This is a genomic window from Wansuia hejianensis (assembly GCF_014337215.1).
Taxonomy (GTDB): Bacteria; Bacillota; Clostridia; order Lachnospirales; family Lachnospiraceae; genus Scatomonas; species Scatomonas hejianensis.
In genome coordinates, this window is sequence record NZ_CP060635.1 from 749287 (window position 1) to 773905 (window position 24619).

20 protein-coding genes are annotated in these 24619 nt (G+C 47.8%); 18 read left to right on the forward strand and 2 right to left on the reverse strand.

The genetic code is table 11. The annotated features are described in order from the left end of the window. Positions 1 to 215: 215 nt before the first annotated feature. The 7 genes from pyrB (at position 216) to H9Q79_RS03555 (ending at position 9220) form a co-directional block, all read left to right on the forward strand. A complete protein-coding gene (gene pyrB / locus H9Q79_RS03525; protein WP_249329205.1) occupies positions 216 to 1136 on the forward strand; it encodes an aspartate carbamoyltransferase in 921 nt (306 codons plus the stop codon). Further along, the gene (locus H9Q79_RS03530) at positions 1130 to 1564 is read left to right on the forward strand and encodes an aspartate carbamoyltransferase regulatory subunit (RefSeq protein WP_118645889.1); all 435 of its coding nucleotides are present in this window, start codon (positions 1130 to 1132) and stop codon (positions 1562 to 1564) included. Before pyrB ends, H9Q79_RS03530 begins: the two co-directional genes overlap by 7 nt. Positions 1565 to 1575: 11 nt before the next feature. After that, positions 1576 to 2883, forward strand: a complete 1308-nt coding sequence (locus H9Q79_RS03535; protein ID WP_249329206.1) for an ATP-binding protein — start codon at positions 1576 to 1578, stop codon at positions 2881 to 2883. Between the two features lie 149 nt (positions 2884 to 3032). Beyond that, positions 3033 to 4325 (forward strand): bifunctional folylpolyglutamate synthase/dihydrofolate synthase, encoded by a 1293-nt coding sequence (locus H9Q79_RS03540; RefSeq protein WP_118645887.1) that lies wholly within the window; start codon positions 3033 to 3035, stop codon positions 4323 to 4325. Next, on the forward strand, positions 4322 to 5452 hold the full coding sequence (pheA, locus tag H9Q79_RS03545) for a prephenate dehydratase (protein WP_118645885.1): 1131 nt from the start codon (positions 4322 to 4324) through the stop codon (positions 5450 to 5452). Before H9Q79_RS03540 ends, pheA begins: the two co-directional genes overlap by 4 nt. Positions 5453 to 5486: 34 nt before the next feature. Further along, positions 5487 to 7028, forward strand: coding sequence for a Ppx/GppA phosphatase family protein (locus H9Q79_RS03550; RefSeq protein ID WP_249329207.1), 1542 nt, complete (start codon positions 5487 to 5489; stop codon positions 7026 to 7028). A gap of 11 nt (positions 7029 to 7039) precedes the next feature. Next, positions 7040 to 9220 carry an RNA degradosome polyphosphate kinase gene (locus tag H9Q79_RS03555; protein WP_249329208.1) on the forward strand — a complete coding sequence of 727 codons (2181 nt, stop codon included), beginning with the start codon at positions 7040 to 7042 and terminating at the stop codon, positions 9218 to 9220. 136 nt (positions 9221 to 9356) lie between these two features. Here H9Q79_RS03555 and H9Q79_RS03560 read toward each other — a convergent pair whose 3' ends face one another. Then, positions 9357 to 10196, reverse strand: coding sequence for a PHP domain-containing protein (locus H9Q79_RS03560; protein ID WP_118645881.1), 840 nt, complete (start codon positions 10194 to 10196; stop codon positions 9357 to 9359). Positions 10197 to 10522: 326 nt separating this feature from the next. Between H9Q79_RS03560 and H9Q79_RS03565 the strand changes: the two genes are divergently transcribed. Beyond that, a complete protein-coding gene (locus H9Q79_RS03565) occupies positions 10523 to 10837 on the forward strand; it encodes a hypothetical protein (RefSeq protein WP_118645879.1) in 315 nt (104 codons plus the stop codon). Positions 10838 to 10898: 61 nt separating this feature from the next. Continuing rightward, the gene (locus H9Q79_RS03570) at positions 10899 to 11138 is read left to right on the forward strand and encodes a DUF4314 domain-containing protein (RefSeq protein ID WP_118645877.1); all 240 of its coding nucleotides are present in this window, start codon (positions 10899 to 10901) and stop codon (positions 11136 to 11138) included. Here the strand turns inward: H9Q79_RS03570 and H9Q79_RS18620 are convergent. Next, positions 11107 to 11454, reverse strand: a complete 348-nt coding sequence (locus H9Q79_RS18620) for a DUF3846 domain-containing protein (protein WP_118645875.1) — start codon at positions 11452 to 11454, stop codon at positions 11107 to 11109. The two genes, H9Q79_RS03570 and H9Q79_RS18620, sit on opposite strands and share 32 nt — an antisense overlap. Before the next feature lie 14 nt (positions 11455 to 11468). Here H9Q79_RS18620 and H9Q79_RS03580 point away from each other — a divergent pair, with 14 nt between their 5' ends. The 9 genes from H9Q79_RS03580 to H9Q79_RS03620 all read left to right on the forward strand — a co-directional run bounded on the left by H9Q79_RS03580 (position 11469) and on the right by H9Q79_RS03620 (position 24326). Beyond that, entirely contained in the window at positions 11469 to 11696 is a 228-nt protein-coding gene (locus H9Q79_RS03580; RefSeq protein WP_330596986.1) for a conjugal transfer protein TrbL family protein, read from the forward strand. A gap of 84 nt (positions 11697 to 11780) precedes the next feature. Beyond that, positions 11781 to 12185 (forward strand): helix-turn-helix transcriptional regulator, encoded by a 405-nt coding sequence (locus H9Q79_RS03585; protein WP_118645871.1) that lies wholly within the window; start codon positions 11781 to 11783, stop codon positions 12183 to 12185. Positions 12186 to 12199: 14 nt separating this feature from the next. Then, positions 12200 to 13099 (forward strand): HipA domain-containing protein, encoded by a 900-nt coding sequence (locus H9Q79_RS03590; RefSeq protein WP_118645869.1) that lies wholly within the window; start codon positions 12200 to 12202, stop codon positions 13097 to 13099. Between the two features lie 120 nt (positions 13100 to 13219). Then, a complete protein-coding gene (locus H9Q79_RS03595) occupies positions 13220 to 13453 on the forward strand; it encodes a hypothetical protein (protein ID WP_118645867.1) in 234 nt (77 codons plus the stop codon). A 369-nt stretch (positions 13454 to 13822) separates the two neighbouring features. After that, complete coding sequence (locus H9Q79_RS03600) at positions 13823 to 14032, forward strand: helix-turn-helix domain-containing protein (RefSeq protein ID WP_118645865.1); 210 nt, start codon at positions 13823 to 13825, stop codon at positions 14030 to 14032. Between the two features lie 14 nt (positions 14033 to 14046). Then, complete coding sequence (locus H9Q79_RS03605) at positions 14047 to 15498, forward strand: LuxR family transcriptional regulator (protein ID WP_118645863.1); 1452 nt, start codon at positions 14047 to 14049, stop codon at positions 15496 to 15498. 233 nt (positions 15499 to 15731) lie between these two features. Continuing rightward, complete coding sequence (locus H9Q79_RS03610) at positions 15732 to 16088, forward strand: hypothetical protein (RefSeq protein WP_249329210.1); 357 nt, start codon at positions 15732 to 15734, stop codon at positions 16086 to 16088. A 17-nt stretch (positions 16089 to 16105) separates the two neighbouring features. After that, positions 16106 to 18208, forward strand: a complete 2103-nt coding sequence (locus H9Q79_RS03615) for a hypothetical protein (RefSeq protein WP_249329211.1) — start codon at positions 16106 to 16108, stop codon at positions 18206 to 18208. Positions 18209 to 18230: 22 nt separating this feature from the next. Then, the gene (locus H9Q79_RS03620) at positions 18231 to 24326 is read left to right on the forward strand and encodes a leucine-rich repeat protein (protein WP_118642539.1); all 6096 of its coding nucleotides are present in this window, start codon (positions 18231 to 18233) and stop codon (positions 24324 to 24326) included. The last annotated feature ends 293 nt before the right edge of the window (positions 24327 to 24619 follow it).

Genomic DNA, 24619 nt, shown 5'->3' on the forward strand with positions numbered 1-24619 from the left:
GGATACCCGGACGAAAAACAGCGGGAGCCGGGGCGTCTGTCCGGCCCAGAGGAATGACGCCCCGGCTTCCGCTGTTTTTCTGGCTGCTTCAGACGGTACGGCGGCTCCTCCCCAGAGTGTCCGAACGCTCAATTTGGAATCAAACCTTCTTGCATTTTATCTGGTTTTGTTATATGATGGAACACAGAAAATTTAGCACATCAAGGAGGTATTCTATGCGGCATATCATGAGCCCTCTGGATTTTTCAGTGGAGGAGCTGGATCGTATGATGGATCTGGCCGGGGACATTGAAAAGCATCCGGATAAATATGCACATGCCTGTGACGGCAAAAAGATTGCTACTTTATTTTATGAGCCAAGCACCAGAACCCGTTTGAGCTTTGAAACGGCGATGCTGAATCTTGGCGGTTCCGTAATTGGTTTTGCATCTGCTGATTCCAGTTCAGCGGCTAAAGGCGAAAGTGTTTCCGATACAATCCGGGTAATCAGTTGCTTTGCTGATATCTGTGCCATGAGACATCCCAAAGAGGGCGCGCCTCTCGTAGCTTCTTCTGTTTCTTCTATTCCAGTGATTAATGCCGGCGACGGCGGTCATCAACATCCCACTCAGACATTAACTGATTTGCTCACAATCCGTTCTTTAAAAGGGCGTTTGGATCATCTCACGATCGGACTGTGCGGAGATCTGAAGTTTGGGCGCACGGTTCATTCGCTGATCAGCGCGCTGGTCCGGTATACGAAGGTGAAATTTGTGCTGATCTCTCCGGAGGAGCTTCGGCTGCCTTCCTACATAAGGGAGGATGTGCTGGATGCAAACCATGTGGAATATGAAGAGGTCATCCGCCTGGAGGAGGCGCTTCCGGAACTGGATATTTTGTATATGACCCGTGTCCAGAAGGAACGGTTCTTCAATGAGGACGATTATGTGCGGATGAAGGATTTCTATATCCTGGATAAGGCTAAGATGGAGCTTGCGCGGCCGGATATGCATGTGCTGCATCCGCTTCCGAGAGTGAATGAGATATCTGTGGAAGTGGACAGCGATCCCAGAGCGGCTTATTTCAGGCAGGTACAGTATGGCGTATATATCAGGATGGCATTAATTCTGACTCTTCTGGAGGTGAAGGTATGTTAAATGTAGGTGCGATTGAAGAGGGATTTGTTCTGGATCACATTAAAGCAGGCAAGGCGATGACCATATACAGGGATTTAAAGCTGGACAAGCTGGATTGCTGTGTGGCGATTATTAAGAATGCCAGAAGTAATAAGATGGGCAAAAAAGACATTATCAAGGTTGAATGCCCGGTGGATATGATGAATCTGGATATTCTTGGATTTATTGACCACAATATTACTGTTAATATCATTTCAGACGGGAAAATCGTGGAAAAGAAGCCGCTGAAGCTGCCGAAGCAGGTGGTGAATGTGATCCGCTGCAAAAATCCCCGCTGCATTACCTCCATTGAGCAGGAACTGGATCAGATTTTCGTGCTGACAGATCCGGAACGTGAAATTTACCGCTGCCGTTATTGTGAGGAAAAATATCACGGCACTAAGAAATAAGGGGATGTATCATGGATCACATTATATCTAAATTACTGATTTACGGGGATATGCCTTCCGGCTGCATCCTGATGCAGTTGGGAGATATCTGTAAAAATGCAAGGGAACGGACCCAAACCAGGGATGAGCTGGTCACAAGAGTGTTCCAGCAGGTCAAGAGGATACTGGAAGTGGCTACAGATTATGGCTTTGACCGGAACCTGTGGCATAATTACCTGACCTTCCTTCTGATGAATGATGAAAACCCCTTCAGCCTGACCTGTGAAAAGGTCGGAGCCAGGGAGGGGAGCGTCAACTTTTTCGCGAAAAACGATTTTAAAGCGTTCCAGGCACTGTTCCGGTATGACTTTACCTGGCTGGAGCAGGAATTGGGAATTGACTGTTTCTCACGTCTGTCCAATTACAGATCCATCGGGAAACCGGAGCTGATGTACAATAAAAGTGTCAGTGAAAAAGTACAGGCACTCAGCGCAAAGCTGGAGCAGGCGGCAGATGAAAATGAATTCTTCGCTGAAGTGACAGGGTTTTACAGAGATTTTGGTGTGGGGATGTTCGGCCTGAACAAAGCGTTCCGGATCGGCTCTTCTGCGGGCGGAGAGATTGTCTTCCACGCTATCAACAACATGGATAAGGTTATGCTGGATGATCTGGTGGGGTATGAAATCCAGAAGAAAAAGCTGGTAGACAATACGAAGGCCTTTGTGGAAGGGCGGAAAGCGAATAACTGCCTGCTGTTCGGAGATTCCGGTACGGGAAAATCCACCAGCATTAAAGCGATTGTCAATGAATTTTATCCCCAGGGCCTGCGGATGATCGAGATCTATAAGCATCAGTTCAAGGATCTGTCCGGCGTGATCGCGCAGATCAAGAACAGAAACTATAAATTTATCATCTATATGGATGACCTGTCCTTTGAAGAATTTGAAATAGAATATAAATTCCTGAAGGCGGTCATCGAAGGCGGCGTCGAGACAAAGCCTGAAAATGTACTGATCTACGCCACCTCCAACCGCCGGCACCTGATTAAGGAAACCTGGAAGGACAGAGATGATGTGGAGAATGACGCGGGGATCCACCGTTCAGATACCATTGAAGAGAAGCTTTCCCTGGTGAACCGTTTTGGCGTGACCATCAATTATTCCAAACCGAACCAGCAGGAATACTTCCATATAGTCACTGAGCTGGCCAAAAAGGCAGGAATTACCATGCCGGAGAAGGAGCTGAAGGCAGAAGCCAACAAGTGGGAGCTGAGTCACGGAGGAATTTCCGGGAGAACTGCCCAGCAGTTTATTACCTATCTGCAGGGGATGTCAGAATAGAAGCTGTATCAAACCGAGTAGCGGAAAGCTGAACTGTTAACAGCTTTCCGTTATTTTACCATAACTTTACTTGATAATTGTAAAATCCTATAGTAAAATTTCAGTAAAGCAGTGAATTTTACTTTACGGTGCAGGGAGCAGCAGGTATCATGGATTACAGAGCAGCAAGAGAATTTATAGAGGAAAAATCAGGCGGTATTGTGCTGGGGCTTTCGAGAATCGCGGCCCTTCTGGAAGAATTGGGACATCCGGAACGGTCCTTAAAATATATTCATATCGCTGGAACCAATGGAAAAGGAAGTATACTTTCCTATATGTCCACTGTACTCACCCACGCGGGCTACCGGGTGGGTCGTTATATATCTCCGACCCTGTATTCTTACAGGGAACGGTTTCAGGTTGACGGAGCGAAGATTACAAGGGAAGATTACAGCTTTTTGGCTGGAGAAATAGCAGGGGCTGTGAAACGGCTGGAGGCCAGGGGCGTCAGCCGTCCGTCCGTCTTTGAGCTCGAGACAGTTTTAAGTTTTCTATATTTCAAGCAGATGAACTGTGACTGGGTGGTGCTGGAATGCGGCATGGGGGGCCGGGACGATGCGACGAATGTGATCCCGACTCCGGAGCTGGCGGTTTTTGCGTCCATCAGCCTGGATCATATGGGTTATCTGGGCGGGAGCCTGGAAGAAATAGCTTCGGCCAAGGCAGGCATTATTAAAGAAGGCACTCATGCGGTGACCGGCAGGCAGGCACCAGAGGTGTTGAAGATCCTGCAAAAGGAATGTGACGGCAAGCAGGTAACCCTGACTGTGGCAGATCCATCTGCTGTCGTGATGAAGCAGGACAGCCTGAACGGACAGAAATTTCTGTACCGGAACTTTGAGCTGGAGATTTCACTGCCGGGCAGCTGTCAGGTGGAAAATGCGGTGACTGCCTATGAGGCGCTGAAGGTTCTGCGGCAAAAGGGTCTGAAGCTTACAGACCGGCAGATCCGGGAAGGAATGAAGCAGGCTGTCTGGAACGGCAGATTCACCTGTATCGGAACGGCCCCGTATTTTTTTGTGGACGGAGCCCATAATCCCGATGCGGCCCGAAAGCTGAGAACATCGGTAGAGACCTATTTTAAGGGCCGCCGTTTAATCTATATCACCGGAATATTTGCAGATAAGGATTATCCGGAGATCATCCGGATTATGGCGCCTCTGGCTGACCGGATATTCACGATTGCCACTCCGGGCATCGGGCGGGCGCTGCCTGCGGACAGGCTCGCGGAAGCAATTGCGGGAGTCAATCCCAACGTGCAGGCCTGTGAGGGGCTGGAGGACGCGGTGCGGAAGGCTTATGAGGCGGCAGAACAGGAAGATGTCATACTGGCGTTTGGCTCACTGTCATTTATCGGCGGGCTGACCAGGATTGTGAACACATACAGGGAGAAAAGAACATGATAGATCTGAATAAGATCCGTGACGAGATTGACGAAACGGATAAAGGGATCGTCCGGTTGTTTGAAAAACGGATGGAGCTGACCGAAGAGGTTGCAAAATATAAAATTGAGACGGGAAAACCCGTATTTGACAAGGAAAGAGAGATTTCCAAGCTAAAGAAGCTGAGAGGTGAATCTTCCAATGAATTCAACGCCAAAGGAATTCAGGAGGTCTTTCAGCAGATGATGTCTATCAGCCGGAAGCGGCAATACCAGCTTCTGACAGAGCATGGAGCGGATGAGCAAGTCGACTACAGGCAGACAGACGCGCTGCAGTTCTCCCATTCAAAGGTAGTATTCCAGGGAGTGGAGGGCGCGTACAGCTTCGCTGCGATGAAGACCTTCTTTGACGACACCATCGAAAGCTCCCATGTGGAGACATGGAAGGAAGCCATGCAGCAGGTGGCAGAACAGAAAGTGGATTACGGGGTCCTGCCGATTGAGAATTCAACGGCGGGCAGCGTGTCAGATATCTATGATCTGATGATCCGGTATCCCAATTACATTGTAGGGGAGCAGATCCTGAAGATTGAGCATACCCTGATGGCGGTTCCGGGTGCATCGCTTGAAGATATCCGGACAGTTTATTCCCATCCCCAGGGCCTGGCCCAGTGCAGAAACTATTTAGAGCAGCATCCGGGCTGGAAGCAGGAGGAAGTGCTGAATACAGCCATGGCGGCAGAGAAGGTGGCGAAGGAGGGGGACAGGACCCAAGCTGCCATCGCCAGCAGGTATGCGGCAGAGCATTTTGGACTGAATATTCTGGCGGAAGGCTGCTTGTCGGGGGAATCAAATTCCACCCGCTTCATCATCATATCCAATCAGAAATGCTTTGACAGAAACGCCGGGAAGATCAGTATCTGCATTGAACTGCCTCATGAAAGCGGTTCTCTGTATAATATTCTGGCTCATTTTATTTACAATGACCTGAATATGACTAAAATCGAGTCCAGGCCGATTCCGGAGCAGAACTGGGAATACAGGTTTTTCATTGATTTTGAAGGGAATCTGAGCAGCCCGGCCGTGAAGAATGCGCTGAGAGGGATTGCCTCGGAGGCCAGTTCCCTGCGGCTGCTGGGTAATTATTAGCCGGAATCCGGCGGTGAAAAGGAGGAATCATAATATGCAGGTTGCCACATTTGCTGCGATTGACATCGGATCGTATGATGTTACGCTGGAAATTTTTGAAATATCAAAAAAAACCGGGATTCACAGTATCGATACAATCCGCCACAGGCTGGAACTAGGTAAAGATACCTATGCCCACGGGAAGATCGGCCCGGAGATGGTAGAGGAGCTGTGCAAAATCCTTCAGGATTTTGTGCGGATTATGGAAGGCTATCAGGTGGACGCCCACCGCGCCATCGCTACCAGCGCTCTGCGGGAAGCAGAAAACAACCTGTTTATCCTTGGAAAGATCCGCCAGATGACGGGCCTGAATGTGGAGATCCTCAGCAATTCTGAGCAGAGGTTTTTAAGCTATAAGGCCATCGCATCCATCGAAAGCCGCTTTAACAAAATGATCGAAAAAGGAACGGCGATTGTGGATGTGGACGGGGGAAGTACACAGATTTCACTGTTCGATAAGGACGCCCTGGTGACGACCCAGAACATACGGATGGGCAATCTGAGAATCCGCGAGAAGCTTCAGCCGGTGATCAGCGAGACCACCCATTATGAGCGTCTGGTTGAGGAGCTGATTCAGAACGAGCTGTACAGTTTTAAGAAGATGTATCTGAAAGACCGCAGAATAGAAAATATCGTGTTGAACGGTGATTTTTTCACTGAAATAGTGTTCAGGAACACAGAGGATAAGGCCAGCCGGACACTGAGCAGGCAGGAGTTCCAGCAGTGGTATCAGAAGGTGGTCGGCCAGTCGGCCACAGAACTGGCGGTTAAGCTGGATGTCCCGATTGAATATGCATCGCTGCTGCGGCCGTCGGCCATCATTTACCACCGTCTGGTGGAGGAGATGGACGCGTCCCTGATCTGGACGCCTGGCACTCACCTGGGACGTGGTCTTGCTTATGAATACGCAGAAGGAAAAAAGCTTCTGAAGGTGGCTCATAATTTTGAAAATGATATCATTATGGCCGCCCGTAATATCGGAAAAAGATATGCGGTAAACCGTCCGCACATCCAGAACATGGATATGACATCAGCGGAGATCTTTGACGCCCTGAAAAAGGTACACGGCTGCGGGCCACGCGAGAGGCTATTACTGCGGATCGCGGTCATGCTTCACGACGTGGGGAAATATATCAGCCTGAATTATGTGGCAGACAGCTCCTATAATATCATCATGAGCAATGAGATCATCGGCCTTTCCCATGCGGAAAGGGAGATGGTGGCCCTGATCGCCCGCTACAATACCACGCGCCTTCCCCAATACGACGTGCTGGTACAGGAGAGCAGCCTCAATGAGCGGCAGTATCTGATTGTAGCCGAGCTGACGGCAATCATCCGCTATACGAATGCCCTGGACAGGAGCCATCTGCAGAAGATACAGTCTGTTAAGGCCGTTCTGAAGGATCAGAAGCTGATTCTGAACCTGGTAGTGAATCAGGACTATACGTTGGAGCAGGGACTGATTGCAGACAAGGAAGAATTTTTCAACGAAGTATTCAGCATCCAGCCCGTCCTTAAAGTAAAAAGACAAATGTAGGAGGTGCCGCAATGGAAAAGGATTATACACCCTATTTAAAACCTGAATATTACAGAAACAGGGAACTTTCCTGGATCAGCTTCAACGAGCGGGTGCTGAGCGAGGCCAGAGATAAGAATATACCGCTGTTTGAACGGTTAAAATTCCTGAGTATAACTGCCTCGAATCTGGATGAGTTCTATATGATCCGTGTGGCTTCTCTGAAAGACATGGTACACACACAGTATAATAAGCCGGATATCGCCGGACTGACGCCCAGGGAGCAGTTGAAGGAGATTTCAGCCCGCACCCATGAGCTGATCCATTCCCAGTACCGGACCTATAACAGATCCCTGATACCGGCCCTGCAGCGCATTCAGTTTCACATCGTCAATTCCCATGAGGATCTGACGAAGGAAGAGGCAGCGTATGTGGACGAATATTTTGAGGAAAATGTCTATCCGGTTCTGACGCCCATGGCGATGGATTCTTCGCGCCCATTTCCGCTGGTCAGGAATAAGACTCTGAATATCGGGGCGCTGATCTCCAAGAAGGAAAAGGAGAAAAAAGAGGAAGAAAAGCAGGAAAAGGGCGGGAAAAAAGAGAAGGGAGAGCTGGATTTTGCCACGGTGCAGGTACCTTCTGTGCTGCCGCGTTTTGTGCAGCTTCCGATGAAGGAGGATGGGAGCCATTCTGTCATATTGCTGGAGGAAATCATAGAGAGGAACATCGGAAAGCTGTTTCTGAGCTACGATGTGATCTGCGCCCATCCTTACCGGATCATGAGAAACGCAGACCTCACGATTGATGAAGATGAAGCGGCAGATTTGCTGGTAGAGATCCAGAAGCAGCTGAAGAAGCGCCAGTGGGGAGAGGTCATCCGGCTGGAAGTGGAGGATAAAATAGATAAACGACTGCTGAAGATTTTGAAGAGCGAATTCGACATCAAAGAGGAAGATCTGTTCCATATACCGGGGCCGCTGGATCTGACATTTCTGATGAAGCTGTACGGGCTGGAGGGCTATGAGGAATACAAGGTTCCCCGTTATACCCCTGCAGCTGTGCCCGCGTTGCAGAATGAAGATGATATCTTCACTAATATACGCAGAGGAGATATCCTGCTGCATCATCCCTATATGAGCTTCGATCCGGTCGTAGAATTTGTCCGCCAGGCGTCGAGGGATCCGGAGGTGCTGGCGATCAAGCAGACGTTATACCGGGTCAGCGGCAATTCGCCGATCATCGCCGCCCTGGCTCAGGCAGCCGAGAATGGAAAACAGGTATCTGTGCTGGTAGAGCTGAAAGCGCGTTTTGACGAAGAGAACAATATCGTCTGGGCGAAGATGCTGGAGAAAGCAGGCTGCCATGTAATATACGGATTGTTGGGCCTGAAAACCCATAGTAAAATCACCCTGGTAGTGCGCCGGGAGGAGTCCGGAATCCGCCGGTACGTCCATCTGGGAACCGGAAACTATAATGATTCCACCGCAAAGCTGTACACAGACTGCGGCCTTCTCACCTGTGATGCCAAAATCGGGGAAGACGCCACCGCCGTCTTTAACATGCTGTCCGGTTATTCTGAGCCAGATTCCTGGAATAAACTGGTGATCGCGCCTATCTGGATGCGTGACCGTTTCCTTCACATGATCCGAATGGAGGAGGAGCATGCGCGGAAGGGCCAGAAAGCCCGCATCATAGCGAAGATGAACTCCCTCTGTGACCGGGAAATCATAGCGTCCCTGTACAGCGCCGCCGCCGCCGGGGTAAAAATAGACCTGATCATCCGCGGGATCTGCTGTCTGAAGACAGGAATTCCGGGAATCAGCGAAAATATCACCGTCCGTTCCATCGTCGGTAACTTCCTGGAGCACGCAAGGATCTTCTACTTCTACAGCAACGGGAATGAAGAAGTCTATATGGGAAGTGCGGACTGGATGCCGAGAAATCTGGATAAACGGGTAGAAATTGTATTCCCCGTGGAAGATCCCCGGCTGAAGCAGGAGGTCATGCACATATTGGACATTCAACTGGAAGACAATGTGAAAGCGCATATCCTCCGGCCCGACGGCATTTATGAGAAGATAGACAAACGTGGAAAAACGCTGGTAAACGCGCAGGAATATTTCTGCGAAGAAGCCACTGAACGGGCCAAAATTCAGAAAGATGAACAGGATAAAAGAGTGTTCGTACCGGCGGAGCCAATAGAAGGTTAAAACCAATAAAATTCCGCCGCTCTGTAATGGAAGCCGGGCATTCAATGCCCTTCAGGATCTGGTCTGAAATGACGGACTCTGGCCATTGCAGAGCGGCGGTGTTTTACTGTGATCCATCGGCAGGCAGATGTAACGCTTATCTGCTTGCCAAATTCTCCCACAGTTCATATGGAATTTTCAGGTTTCCTTTGCCGCTGCCCAAATCGATGTCTTTTTTATTGGCTCCGTGGAAATCTGACCCTCCCGTGACAGCCAGGCCGTGGCGTTTGGCTAATTGTTTCATGGCAGATTCATCGGTGTAGCGGTTCTGGGAATAGATGGCTTCAATTCCCTGGAGTCCGGCAGAGGTGAGGTCAGCGACCAGCGCTTCCAGACGGGAGGGATTCAGGCGGTAGAGGATCGGGTGGGCCAGGACGGGGTGCCCTTTGCCCTCCAGCACGAGCTGCACTGCCTGCCGGGGGGTGATCCCCTCTCTGGGGACGTAGCAGGGAGCGTTATTGCCGATGTATTTAGGGAAGGCGTCCCACATTTCTTTGACATAGCCGTGGGTCTGGAGATAGAGGGCGAAATGGGAGCGTGTCCAGATGCAGTCGGGGAATTGTTCCAGCATTTTTTCGGGGGTGATATCCACGCCGTATTCCTGCAGACGGCGGATCATCTTCTCATTGCGGAGGTCCCGGGCTTCCTGGAAACGGCGGAGATAGTCCAGAAACGCCTTATTTTCCGGGTCGATCCCCAGACCGAGGATGTGAATGTCCTTGCCTTGGTATTCCGTGGATAGTTCAATGCCTGGGATAACAGTGAGTGAAGTCCCTTCGGCCGCGGCCTCCGCACGGCTGATGCCCTCGATCGAATCGTGGTCAGTCAGGGCGAACGCCCGCAGCTGCTTTTTCAGCGCGTGGGCCACCAGTTCTTCAGGGGCGAAGGTCCCGTCAGAACAGTTGGAATGCACGTGCAGGTCAATATATCCTTGCATAATAAAACCTCTTTTCTGTGTAAATAATAAAACCCACAGGGTACCCTGTAATGAAGATGCCCCGGCAGGACGGACCGCGCCGCTGAGTGTCTGCCTGACGCAAGGTATTATAGCATAAAAAACGGGAGTATGACAATGCTAACGCCACATAGGGAAGTAATCTGAAATCATCAACGAAATACAACCTTACGGGTGTTAGCGAAGGCAAAAGCCAGCATAGAAGGCAGAAATGCTTTTTGCGCTGGCTTTCTTTATGCCAAAACATATTCGCACATTCGTCAAGCGGAAGTTTCCTTGCTACAATGTAGGCGAGGGAGGTCAGAGATATGCGATATCGAAAATACTACATAGCACTTGACGAAAATGAATGGAGGATTATCATCAACAGTCTGAATGAGTTGCGGAACAAGCTGCTTGGGGATGGCAGATACACAGACGCTGTTGACGATGTGCTTCTCAAAGTAATTGATACACCTATCAGAAAATTCAAAATCAGAAAGACGGGAGACTTCGATCATGAACAGTATGGTGAAGACATCCATCAGGAGCATTCCGGTGAGTTTCTCGCAGACGGCGGTTATGTCTTTATGGAATACGGGCACAGCCTTGAAGGTATTGATTCCTATGCAGATGGAAATTGACGGCACAGCGGAAATCGATGAAGCAGAGAAAGAAATCATAAATGAAATGGAGATGTAGCGTATGAATGAATGGGAACGCCTGCGCCGGCAGGCAAAACAGTATAAGGAAATGTATCCGCCCGGCACAAGAGGTACGGTGAAATATGTGGACGCTATCGGGCAGATCGGGATTTCTTGGGATAACGGCCAATCACTCTCCCTTGTCCCCGGCGAGGACTCCTTCTGCCGTCTGACAGAGGAAGAACTTGTGGTACAAGCAATTCAAAATTTTATGAAACGAGGTGAGGAAATTGCCGAATGAAGAAAAAAAAGGAATCACAGTAAAAATCAACGCTGACCTTCATGCCGAGGTCAGGCGGTATTTCTTCGGGTTCTGCAAACTTCTCAACATATTTCTGTATCTGCTCATCGGTAAGAGAACAGATGCTTTCTCCGGTATCCCCGGCAATAAAGACGGGGCCGACAAGGACATCACCGTCAATCCGTCGGTTGTCCTCTATGCCATTGATTTTGGATTCCTCATTGATGACAATAACCGTATCGTCCTCATTCCTGATATACTGAATTAAGCCGTCAACTGCACGCTGTTGGCCTTCCAGCGTATTGGGGATTTCCAATTCATACGGCGGCTATATGCTTAACCGCTTTCATGCAGACAGCCCTGTTGTTCCTCGGACTCTTAACCTTCCCCGGCAATATGCTCTTGGGGCTTGGCATCATGCTTGCCGCGAACGAAGTGCCGAGGATTGCCCAGCAGTTCGGGCTTGATTCGAGTGTACGAGTCAATATGATGAGCGTGGTACACGCTACCATAACGGCGGCCAATCTGACGCGCTCCGTGGCAAGGGCGGCGAAGTAAATACGGTTTTTGGTTAACTTTTACGCAACCCTTGACATTATTTCGGTATGCCGATATAATATTAACAGAGAGGATGTGACCGGAATGATGATTGAGAGCCTGATGAAAAAGCGAAATATGACCAAATACAGATTAGCCGTAGACGCGGGAATCCCTCATGCTACGCTCAACGATATATGCAGCGGAAAAACAAAGCTGGAAAAATGCTCCGCTGAAACGGTGTATAAGCTGGCAAAGGCGCTCGGGGTGTCAATGGAACTGTTGACTGCCGAAGGAATCCGGCAGGCGCAGAAGGAACGATCCTATGAATACGGTCTGCCCGCTTATTTGCAGCACGATCTGGACGCTTATAAGGAAGGGCTTCAAAACAAATCGCCGCTGCTCGACTGCCTGTGGGGAGAACTGTACGGCAGCATCAACATTGCAGAAATCAATGACGGCGCAATCACAAAGGAACATGCCGACTATCTGAGAGCAAAATATCTTTAAGGAAGTGATGAAAAATGGCTGGCGCAATCGATTTTACAGAGTGCCGGGTGGTACTCGGCAAAGCATACAATGGGGCGAACGGAAAGAAGATCGCCGTGGAGTATGACGGGACGCTGTATATGCTGAAGTTCCCGCCCTCCGGCAAAAATAAGCCCACGGAGCTTTCCTATACGAATAGCTGTTTCAGCGAGCATATCGCCAGCAGCATTTTCAATCTGATCGGCGTAAAGGCGCATGAAACCCTGCTTGGAACTTTTAAGGTCGGAGGCAAAGAGAAAATCGTCTGTGCCTGTAAGGATTTCACGGCAGACGGAAAGAGATTCTTCGATTTCTGCTCCATCAAAAATACGATTCTGGAATCGGATTCAAACGGTACGGGAACGGAGCTTGAAGATATTCTCGATACCATCGAAAAGCAGCAATATGTATCGCCGGAGGCTCTGGAAAAACACTTTTGGGATGTGTTCACTGCAGACGCGCTGCTTGGCAACTTTGACCGCCACAATGGAAACTGGGGCTTCCTGTTCGATGAAGGTACGGGCGAAACAAGCCTTGCTCCCATCTATGACTGCGGAAGCTGTCTGCTGCCGCAGGCTGACGAAAGGATCATGAACGAGGTGCTGATCAACGTGGACGCGCTGCATTCCAGAATCTATCAGTATCCGACCTCCGCCATTAAGCAGAACGACAGGAAAATCAATTACCGTGATTTCTTAATGAGCGCGGAATACGAGGGCTGCATTGAGGCGGTAAAGCGGATTGTCCCCCGGATTGATATGGATAAAATCGGCGCGTTTATTGATGAAGCGCCGTATCTGTCCGAACTGCAAAGAAAGTTTTACAAGTACTATATCAGGGCGAGGTACGATCTGATTCTTGCGCCGGCACTTGACTTGGCGGTAAGTCTTGAATAGGATCAAACCGATCCTATAATGGGAATGTAACAACAGAATATCAGAGTAAAGAGGACGCTGAAAGAACCGGCGTCCTTTTGTTATGCAAGGGAGTGAATTACCATAAAAGAAAACAATGAATTGGAACAATCCGACCTTGCCATCGACCGTGAGATGGAGGTGGACTGCGACATTGGGCAGGAAATCACTATATATATCGAAACATGGTTTGATGTGGACAAAAAATTCGGAACGCACACGAATGGTGATGACGGCTCTTGGATCAATATGTACGGCAAATATAATCCCTTTGCGGATACGCTGCGTATCGAGTGTGAAATAGACGCCGATGACAATAAGCCGAAAGTGCGGTGAGAAGCCGACGACCGCCGATGGCGCGGAACTGCCGCAAGACCAGCCTGCTTTATATGCTTCAGGGAAAATAAGGGGTTAAAAATGCCACCTACACCAAGGGGCAACTGCGGTCTTTTGGTGACAGGTGGTACCTTTCATCATGCCGGGTGCAGTGAACTTCCCACTTGAAAAGTGATTACAGCAGAAAAGAGAGAATATTCAAAGCAGAGTCAACAAAAATTTCTTGAAAAATAAAGCTATCGCTTTATAAACTCTTGTATTTCTCGAAAAAATATAGTACACTATACCAGATTCAAATGCAGTGGCTGTTTTCTTCTGCCAGTTGCCGCTGCAATTACATGAATGATTTCAGAAAGGAGGGAAAGCGATATGAGCGTAAGTTATAAAAAGTTATGGAAGCTGCTCATTGATAAGGATATGAAGAAAAAAGACCTTGAAAAAGCGGCAGGGATCAGTAACTATGTTGTCTCTAAGATGAACAAGGGAGAAAATATAACCGTGGATATTGTGGGCAGAATCTGCAGTGCATTGGACTGTACTCCCAACGACATCATGGAGTTCAATGATGACAGCAAGTAAAGGAGATTTTTGAAGTGGACACGATTTTAACAAAAATTACGCAAGGCGTGAATTTCAAAACGAAGGATAAAATTCCTTACATAAATGCTGTTGTCCTTATGGGGCTGTTTACCTTTCTGTTTTTAGGTGCGGAGTATTTATATGTGGATGTGCTTTCCCGTATCGTATCAGAAGATAAGACTGTGCTGGCGCAGAATTATGCGTTGGGCGTAAGTGCGGCGGGGTTTCTTTTGTATCCGTTGTTTAACCGCTTTTGCAAGGAACGTTTGAAAACGATATGTTTTCTTTTTATCGGTTTGCTATCTGTCTTGGGCATAGCTTTTATTGGGGTGGGTACGGCTTATACTGCGATTTTCACAACCGGACTTGTATTATTCCTGCTTCTCGGCTTACTCGGCAGCGGCGTGTTTTATGTTTCCATGCGTATGATGAAAACGGACAGATATTTGGCGAGGACTGTGGGTATTTCGTATGCGCTGGGAATCCTGCTCCAATTTGTAAACAATAATCTTGTTCGGTCAGAAATTGCAGAAACGGTCATTTTATCCGTGTTTTCGCTGCTGCTTATCTGGCTGCTGATGAAAAATGATTCGGCTTACTGCCGACAGGACGAACAGAATACACAAGGTTCGACAGAAGAAAAAGTCAAAGAAGATACAGGGAAAATAAAAAAAGGCGATATCGTTGGTATTCTTATGATCCTGCTTGTGGCGCTTATGACTTGTATGTTCAGTACCCTTGACAATGCGGTAACGCTTGTCCACGCCGGCGGAGCAACGGACATCGGGCAATGGCCGAGAATCCCGCTTGCTTTAAGCGGTCTGGCGGCAGGCTTTATCTTTGATATAAAAAACCGAAAATATATGGGGATAGTGATGTACTGCATAATGGTGCTGTCCACCATCTGCATCGCTATACTGAAATTTGCCGGACCATTTATGGCGGGGCTGATTGTATTCTATCTGTCAGCGGGATTTTTTGCCGTGTTCTTTACTTCCGGTTTTATGGAAATATCCCGCCATATGAGAATCCCGGAACTTTGGGCAGGTATGGGACGGGCGGTAAATAATATCGCTGCCGCTGTGATCGCTAACTTTGTTTTAACCCTTTTATCTTCTGACAGTAATCTTGCAGTTATTATTCTTGTGCTGATTTTGTTTGTGACAGTCAGCGTCGTGGCGGTCATATACACCTTTCAAAAGAAAACTTTTATGGAGCAGCTCATTACAAATGCCGCCGATGTGGTTGATGAGAAAGAAAGGCTGCGGAAATTCTCGGAAGTGTTTTCGTTCACGGAAAGAGAGAGCGAAGTGTTTAACTGTCTGGTCAATACGGAGGATAGCATTCAGATGATTGCGGAAAAATTGTATGTTTCCAGACGGACTTTGGAACGCCATATTTCCGCCATTTACGAAAAGACCGGCGTAAAATCCCGTGTGGGATTGCTCAACCTTTACAACAAATGATCTTTTGACGTCGGCATTCATCGAGCCGCCTTCTGGAAACAGAGGGCGGATTTTTTATGCCTTTTTTGATAAAAATCACCTTTTTGCCTTGATTTTGAAGAATGGCGGAACTCCGCCACCCCATGTTGACAGATTGGCGGAGTTCCCTTATATACTTTTCTTCCTCTTTTGCCCATAATAGAGTCGGTATTTATGCGAAACAAGTGAAGCGTACCGGGGAAGGAGGCTAAATCGTGAATACTACGCAAAGGATACTTCCATATGTCCGGCAGTATGTCATCGTTTCCATATACGAGGTACTGGAACAGGACAGAGTCCGATATGAGAAAACAGATTCGTCAACAATCGTTTCCGAGATACCGGTATATGGAAACAAAAGCATCTTTTCTATTTCTGTAAGCGAACAGGCAAATGGAACACAGTTGCTTGTCTCAATGGTGCGTCCACACAAATACTTGTCCGCAGATGGAATACAGCGAGCCGTTACTGCTGTTGCCGACCGGATATCACAATATCTGGAAAATGAGACAGTGCTGGCGAATGCTTTGCTGAGAAGATCAAAATTACATGAGTCTGTTTGCAAGGCTTAGAAAATGGAGAAATCATTATGAAGAATCAAAAAAGACACAGCAGGAAGCTGCTGAGTATCCTGCTCGTACTCTGCATGGCGCTGACCATTGTGCCGATAACTGCGTTTGCGGCAGGAGTCAATTACATTGACAAAATTAGTGTCACCTACACCGCACCGGACTATAAAGCTGGCGATGCACCGCAGGCGGCAGCGTCGGTGACAGAGGGAGAATGTTCTGTTGCCTATGAGTATTGGAGGGAAATAGAACAAAAAACAGAAGGCAGTGTCTGGACAGGTACAGGACGGTATTGGTATTCTGATTCGAGTAAAATGGCGTCTCTTGCAGCAGACAAGCAGATTACACAGTTTGAAGCAGGACACCATTATTCCTATAATATTGTACTTAAAACAAATAGCGGCTACTTTATCAGCGACGATACAATTGTTTCCGTAGGCGATTATGAGTGGGGTAAGGCGGGTTCCGACACGAATCTTGAAATAAAAGAGATGAGTACGGAACTGCGTATTTACAGTCCTTACTCAATCGATCTTCCTGCCGCCAGCACCGACGAGGTTATTACCACAGTTGACATCGGTAATGTTTGGAAAAAACTTGATTCTTCACAGCCCGTTGCGTTTACAGCGGAAGTAAATCCCAACAATTCTGCTTGCAGCGGAAAAGTGGAAATCGTGGAAGAAGCGTGGGAGAAGTCCACTTATGGTGAAAGTACCCCGATAACAGACGTTATTAAAAGCACAGATACTTCCCGTAACCCGATTGCCGGTGGAGAATACTGGTATAGCATTGCGTTAAAGGCGAAAGAGGGATATGTATTTTCTGATAATGTGACTTTTATTTGTGAGGGAATAACATATACCGCACAAACGGCAAATACAAGCGTGTCTGATAATGGGAAAACCTTTACTGCGTGGGAATTTTTGCTGCCTGTCATAGTAAGCGACGGGGCAGACGATACCGTAATAAAAGATGTTGAAGTGATTGGCGCTACGCTTTCTTATAATGAGGGAGATACACCAAAGGCTACTGCTATGACTAAAGATATCGGTGCAAACTATGAGATTGCTTATGAAAGTTGGGCAGAAACCGAGCAGTATGCTTTTTGGTACTCGAATGAAGACTATTATCCTGAACACTTCGGGGGCAGGTTTACTTCGTTTGAGGAAGGGAAATCCTATCGCTATTCAATTCTGCTGAAAGTGAAAAACGGACGGACTTTCGCAGCAACAGATTCGGGACTGACAGTAACTGTAAATGGTTGGACGGTTGAGCAGCAAAATATTAGTGTGAATCCGGACGGACAATCTGTGCATGTTACTGGTATTGCAACAATTACACCGACCAAGCCGGTTGAGCCAAAGGAAATTGAAGTTATAGAAATCAATAATGCAACCATAACTTTTAAAGATGGTGATAAGCCTGTATTTACTGGCAATGTACCCGATAATAAAGACTACGCATTTCGGTGTGAGTGGTGGAGCCTGGACAGCGATACCGGTCTGGTTTCTACTGAGCCGGAGTGGGGAAGCGAAATTTATAAAAACAAAATTACTACTTTTGAAGCTGGAAAGACCTATCATTACGGGGTGTATGTGACTGCATATTACGGCAATTTCTCACCCGATGCCAGGCTGAAAATCAACGGTCAATATGTGAATTATAAGCGGGTAGGCGATGACGACAATATGCAAACCATGTGGCTTGAAACTGATTTGACCATGACGCCATTTGATTCTTCTCACACGCACAGCTATGGAGCAGATTGGAAATCAGACTCAGACAACCATTGGCACGAATGCTCCTGCGGCAGCATCGCAGACAAAGCAGCTCACGATATGGAAACAAAGAACGCTAAGGACGCAACTGCAACGGAAAAAGGCTACACCGGCGACAAAGTGTGCAAAGTATGCGGTTATACTGTAAAGGGCAAAGAGATTCCGGTTTCGGGAACAACAAAACCGACCAATCCGACAAAACCGGATGGAAATACAGATGTCACCAGTCCTAAGACAGGCGACAACAGCAATCTTGCCCTTTGGTTTGCCGTATTGTTCATTTCCTGTGGCGGTGTGATAGGCGTTACCGTTTACAGCAGGCGCAGAAAGCTGAATAAGCGATGACAGCGGAAGGAGAGGACTCACTGTGAAAAGGTTAAAAAGGCTTACGAGGGAAAAGTATAGAATTACGGCTTTGGTTTTAGCTTTGTGCATGACGCTTAGTCTGTTGCCGATAAGTGCGCTGGCGGCGGGAACTGACCTTGCGGGTAAGGCAATAGAAGAAGGTACTTTTGCTGCTACCGGCGGAAATGTGAATTACCGGATAGACGGCGAGGAGATTGTGATTACCGGAGGTGATGATACCGTATCGGAAATCGTTTTTCCAGATGAAATTGACGGAAAGCCGGTTACAAGAATTGAAGTAAGCGCATTTGGAAATTCGGGAGGACACAATGAGACGCTAACGTCTGTGATATTTCCAGCGAACCTTACCAGTATTGGCGGGTATGCTTTTCATGATGTTCCCGGATTAACGAACATAGATTTTTCTAAGTGTACGCAGTCTCTTACGATTGGAGAGTGGGCGTTTGCTGGGACGTCAGTTCAGTCAGTTACATTCCCGGAGAAGCTGGCTTCGATAGAGTCATATGCGTTTTTTCAGGATGAGTTCCTTACGTCCGTGGATTTTTCTAACTGTACGGAACTAACTTCCATCGGAGGACTTAGCGCATTTGCGGGCACGGGAATTACCGAACTGACCATTCCCGACTGCGTGAAGAGCATTGAAAACGGTGCATTTGGGAGTTGTGAAGATCTGACGTCTCTGAATCTGGGCAGTGTGGAGAGTATCGGAGTACAAGCATTTGAATATACGGGGATTACATCGCTGAACCTGCCGGATACGCTTTCAGAGATCGGGATGGGTGCGTTTTCCTTCTGTAAATCTCTGACCAGTATCGACTGGCCGCAAAATGAAAATTTTACGATTCTGACAGGGTTTGATAATTGTCAGGCGCTTTCTGACGCGGAACTGGAAAAGGCATTGTCGGTAGATAGCGTTACGGAATTAGGATATTATGCGTTTGACGGGTGTTTTTTCCAGAATGTGACGATTCCATCGAATATTAAAACTATAGGAGACAGTGCCTTTTACGGATGTATATATATGGCGTCACTTACCATTCTGCCGGGTGTGGAAACGATTGGTCCGCATGCGTTCAAGGGATGCTGCGGACTGGCAGAGCAGAAGGTAGTCGTGCCTGCCACGGTAACGAAAATTTACGGCGGCGCTTTTGCAGACTGTACGAAGCAGTATGACCCGGCGGAAGGCGAGGAAGACTTTACCTACACAGGAATTATTGTAGAGTTTGCGAATCAGGATTTTAAACTAACGCCATATGATTCGGAAATGACGAGTTATGACAGGGTAACTATCGGAGATGTGGATTATGAAGACCCCTTTGCCGGTATAGCGACAATCCGGGCATATGAGACGGATTCAGAAGGGAATCCGTCCATGCTGAAACAGTTTTACGAGACGCAGAAGGACGTCATGGATGGAGCCCAGAAAAGATATACCTTCGTAGCTCTGGACGGGACGGAACAGACATTTACCGTGTCCGGAACGATTCCTTCCGGCGCGAAGATAGTACTGTATCAGGATAATCAAGAAAAGACAGTGACGCTTACGGATAATCAGTTTTCTGTAAAAGCAGATGCCGGATCAAAAGTGACGGCGGAAGTTTCTAAAGACGGATATTACAGCAAGCATTTTATCCGGGCGTCGCTTGACGGAGACTGGGATTTGGGAGAAATTGCATTTTCAGACGGAGACAAATTACCGATGAATCGTGTGATGGGGGTGGACTTTGGCGAGGCGGCGGTAAATAGTTTCCGTAATCTGGAAATCAGCCTGAAGGCAGGAGAACGGGAACTGAAAGAAGGAACGGATTATATCCTGCAATATCCAAGTGTGGTGCTGGAGGATACTGTTATCGAAGAAAATCTGACATTGACCGTAGATGCAGACGCCCTTGGATTTACAGGCGGAAGCGTAACCGCAGACCGCGAAACAGGAGTGTTTGAACTTCCGCTGACCGCATGGGGTAAACTGGAACTTACCGCAAGCGGTAAATTCGCCGGAGACAATCACATTCTTGTGTTTGATAAGGCAGGGAAGCTGGTCGGCAAGAGCAAAATCGCAAAGGATGGCTTTTATCTGACAAACGGACTGAAGGCCGGAACTTATACCGTGGTCGCATATAACGCCAACGATAACTTCTCGGTGGTAGCATCCTTGGATGTTCTGGAGAGTATGGGGCTGACAGAAGGAATCGATTATGCGAAGGTAACTGCGGAGGTTTCCGATGGAGAGACGAATCCGGTGGAAATTACGGTTCCCCTGCTGAAAACAGACGTGTCCGGTATCCTAAATAAAGAGAAATGCTCGGTTGTTTCCGAGACGAGTTATGTGATTAGAGGACAGACTTTTGCGGTAAGAGTTTATTATGGTTTTGCAGAGGGTAAGAAGGGAACGGTATCGATTCTGCTTCCTGAGAATATGACGCTGAAATATGTCTGTTCAGAGACAGAACAGTTGGGAAAAGATGATTATACGGCTTCTGACAATACGGTTACGATAAATAAAACAAAGCAGACGGGCGTGTTCTATTTGGGGTTTTCCTGCAGCAAGGCAGGGACATACAGTCTTTCTGCAGGTGCAACGGTGGGAAAGACGACGGCACCAATCGGAAGCACCTCGTTTACTGTCTATGATTATGAGATTCGCCCGGCGGCGGGAGACTTGAACAGTCTGACGGGGAATAAAGTGACTGTCTGTGCAGCGCCAAACAGTGATGTCACGCTACTGCTGGACGGGGAACCGGTGGGAAAAGGAAAAACCAATGGTCTTGGAAATGTGACATTTACCTATAATCTTCCGGACGATGCTCTTCCGGCACAGACATTTGAACTGACGGCAATCATCGGTAACGAACGGGTTTCTGCAAATGTTACCTATGCCAAAACAGTTGCGGTGTTAGAATCATGGAATTTTTATCAGACAAACCGTCTGGGTAGCCCTTATAATGGAGAATACCTGTATTCAGCGTCACAGTCCTTTTATCCTCCGACATTTTATTGGTATTTATTTAATGAGGAAGCAGACAATGCATGGACCGTATGCGCTGCATTTGTAGGCGGATCAGCGCCGGAGAATGTAATCACTTATATGAAGACGCTGGACGGAACGGTACATACGATATCAATGCAGCTCTTCAAAACAGAAGAACTGACAGAAGGCGCAGGCTATCGGTTTAACTTTGCGGGAGAGATTATGCTTCCATCTGACGAAAGCGGAGTTGTTACAGAGGCGCAGCTCCCGGAAGAGTTTTCCATCGACTGGGTAGATCAGGGAGAGGCATTCACTTATGACGCAGAAACAGCCGAAAAGAGCCAGAAAAAGGCGGCGGAGATTACGAATGAGAGAAATAAAAAGAGTGAGAAATTAGCAGAGACTATTGCGGAAACAAAGAATCGGTATATGGAAGAATATGCGAAAACGAACAATCTTACCTATACGGAGGACCCGAATTTCGATGTGTCCGAATATATTTTTGGTGCAAAGTACCGTGCGTCGGAAACCATGCCGGAGTGGTTCGCAAAACAAACGCCGGAGGTTCAGGCGGCGTTCTACAATGCGGAGAAAGCAATTGATGAAGCGATGGAAAGTTTCTCCGAGATGATGGGATTGAAAAAGAACATCACGGAATACAGCTCATGGGAGGAAGTCTATGCGGATATGGGCATTACGATGAAGGAGAATACACGCACAGCAGAGGAACTCCGGGCGGATGGTTTTGAGGTGTGCGAAAACGCAGACGGGACATTTATCGCATTTAAGGATTATGCGGAAGAATCGGCAGAAGTGCAGGAGGAATTCAAGCCTGTGGCGCTTCGGGCGGTGGCAAATGCGCTTATGAAAACAACGAACACTTCTCTGGCTCGGGAAGGCGGCGTAAGCGGCATTACCGGAGGATTCGCCTTTATTGACGCCGACGGAAACGAAATTGATTATAACGGAGAAGCTGCCGGTAATTTTGATCAGGGAGTCCGTAATGCATTTATCGGTTGTTTTGGAAATGCGACGGAGGCGCTGAATCAGGTAATGCATCTGCCGGGCGTGACGGACAGTCAGCTGGCACTGAATCTGACAGAGGGAATGTCTACAACCGTAGGACTTGTTGGGGCAGCAACAGGTATCGAAGGCGCAATGCAGGATACGGAAGCCTATGTGGACTATACAGTACGCGAGGCGGATATGCAGGGATACATTGACGAACTGAAGATGTTTGAGGAACGCTACAAGGATAAACCGCTTTGCTCCAATGCGATTATGAGAGAACGCTTTGTGGCAATGGATCTTAGACTGTACATGGGTCTGGAAAAGGATCGCTACTATGCCAATTCCTGGGTAGGTTCAATCTTTACAGTTGTCGGCGCAGCCGATAAAACGCCGATAACTACCGGGTTGAGCGCCATGTGGGACGGATGCTCCAACGCTACGGGTGTCCGCCGCGCTGCGGAGATTACAAGGCTTTCCGCTGAACTGGACAGGCTGACGAGGGAACGGAAGCAGAAGTGTGACGATACGGATATGGAACGCATTATGAAGAAGACCCAAAAGATTCAGCCGGTCATGGATCCGTCCGGTATTGTTTACGAGGCAGTGGAATCCAATACTCTTTCTGGTGTGACGGCAACCGTTTACTATGCGGACAACTCTGATGGAACCAATGCAGTTGTCTGGGATGCGGAGAATTATGAGCAGATAAATCCGCAGATTACGGACAACAGCGGAGTATTTGCATGGGATGTGCCGAACGGCTGGTGGCAGGTTCGCTTTGAAAAGGATGGGTATGAGGCAGCGCAGACCGAATGGATGCAGGTTCCGCCGCCGAGGATGGGATTGAAAGTTCCCATGAAATCAACGGAAAATCCAGTGGTTTCGTCGGTAGGAGCGTATCCGGATTATATAGAAGTAATCTTTAGCCAGTATATGGATACTGAAAAAGAAATCATACTTCCAGCAGGCATGACCGGTATGTGGCAGTCCGTTGACAGTGGATATTCAAAGGTATTGCACATTACAAAGGCGGGCGGCTTCCAAAAAGGCAGTAAGGTTTCCTTTACCCTTGACGGCGCACAGAATTATACCGGAAAAGCGCTTGCTTCTTATAATAGCGGGGAACTGACTGTTTCGGCCCGTCCAGCAGAAATTGTTTTGGATTATGAAAGCATTATTTTGGCGAAAGCCGGTACGGAGAAGGGAATTTCAGTACGGGTAAAGGATTCGGAAGGAAACTACATGGAAGGTGTTACTGTGGAGGCTGAGCTTGGAAATACATTGACTGCTACGCTGATTTCCGGTTCAGAAGTCACGGATGCGGATGGAAAAGTTGTTTTTACGGCAAACGCTTTGCTGCCGGGATATACAGATATTACGCTACGGGTAGCGCGTACAAGCCTTGAAAAGACGCTTACACTTCGTGTGGCGTTAGAGGAAAGCCGCCCGAAGCGTCCTACAGCGGTAATTGGAGAAATACAATTTGACGAAAATTCTCCGAAGGAAAACTATATTACGGTAAAAAGCGGAGAACAGCTTGTAATTTCGGCTGAGGAGGACGTGACCATTTATTACACGGTGGATGATTCCTGTCCTTGTCAGAACAGTGCAAGCCGGAAAATCTATACCGATCCGATAACCATTACGGAAAATGCAAAATTCCGTATTGCTGCATATAAGGACGGTATGGATTACAGCGAACGGCTGAATATCACGGTGACGGTAGACGATACGCACCAGCACGATTATAACAGCAAGTGGAAGTCAGACGAAAATGGACACTGGCACGAATGTAGTTGTGGGGCTGTCAGCGATAGAGCTGAACATGACTGGAAGGTGGAAAATGCAAAGGATACCACAGCCACTGAGTCAGGATATACGGGCGATAAGACGTGCAAGGTTTGCAGTTATGAGGTAAAGGGAGAGGAAATCCCGGCTACAGGAACGACAAAGCCTACAGAGCCGACCAATCCTAACGGAGATGGGAATGAAAATACCAACAGTCCTCAGACAGACGATAACAGTAATCTGTGGCTGTGGTTTGCAGTGCTGTTCATATCTGGTGGAATGCTGATCGGAACAAGTGCGTATTCCAAGAAGAAAAAGTATTCTAAGTAAGCCGTTCCGACTGATTTCGATAGGGAAATCAGCAAAGATTCTACATCATTGAATATTGTTAGAAAAAGACGGCTGAGCTACTAATCATATTGAGAAGGAGAAAGAATTAAAAATGAACGCAATTATGGTACGGAGATCAAAATGAAAAGGGTATTAAAAATGCTTCCGGAGGTTTTCAAAAGACAAAAAGGTATATAGCAACACAGGCGGCGGGCTGTACTTATGCAAGTGAGTTACAGCTCGCTTTTTGTGTGCTTTGACTTATATCCCCATCATATCGCCCCTGCACTTAT

Bases quoted from the DNA above. Each gene is read 5' to 3' on its own strand.
- H9Q79_RS03535 (WP_249329206.1), top strand. From the start codon at position 1,576: ATGGATCACATTATATCTAAATTACTGATTTACGGGGATATGCCTTCC.
- H9Q79_RS03600 (WP_118645865.1), top strand. From the start codon at position 13,823: ATGAGCGTAAGTTATAAAAAGTTATGGAAGCTGCTCATTGATAAGGAT.
- H9Q79_RS03585 (WP_118645871.1), top strand. From the start codon at position 11,781: ATGATGATTGAGAGCCTGATGAAAAAGCGAAATATGACCAAATACAGA.
- H9Q79_RS03570 (WP_118645877.1), top strand. From the start codon at position 10,899: ATGAATGAATGGGAACGCCTGCGCCGGCAGGCAAAACAGTATAAGGAA.
- H9Q79_RS03615 (WP_249329211.1), top strand. From the start codon at position 16,106: ATGAAGAATCAAAAAAGACACAGCAGGAAGCTGCTGAGTATCCTGCTC.
- H9Q79_RS03550 (WP_249329207.1), top strand. From the start codon at position 5,487: ATGCAGGTTGCCACATTTGCTGCGATTGACATCGGATCGTATGATGTT.
- H9Q79_RS03555 (WP_249329208.1), top strand. From the start codon at position 7,040: ATGGAAAAGGATTATACACCCTATTTAAAACCTGAATATTACAGAAAC.
- H9Q79_RS03560 (WP_118645881.1), bottom strand. From the start codon at position 10,196: ATGCAAGGATATATTGACCTGCACGTGCATTCCAACTGTTCTGACGGG.
- pheA (WP_118645885.1), top strand. From the start codon at position 4,322: ATGATAGATCTGAATAAGATCCGTGACGAGATTGACGAAACGGATAAA.
- H9Q79_RS03565 (WP_118645879.1), top strand. From the start codon at position 10,523: ATGCGATATCGAAAATACTACATAGCACTTGACGAAAATGAATGGAGG.
- H9Q79_RS03590 (WP_118645869.1), top strand. From the start codon at position 12,200: ATGGCTGGCGCAATCGATTTTACAGAGTGCCGGGTGGTACTCGGCAAA.
- pyrB (WP_249329205.1), top strand. From the start codon at position 216: ATGCGGCATATCATGAGCCCTCTGGATTTTTCAGTGGAGGAGCTGGAT.
- H9Q79_RS03530 (WP_118645889.1), top strand. From the start codon at position 1,130: ATGTTAAATGTAGGTGCGATTGAAGAGGGATTTGTTCTGGATCACATT.
- H9Q79_RS03540 (WP_118645887.1), top strand. From the start codon at position 3,033: ATGGATTACAGAGCAGCAAGAGAATTTATAGAGGAAAAATCAGGCGGT.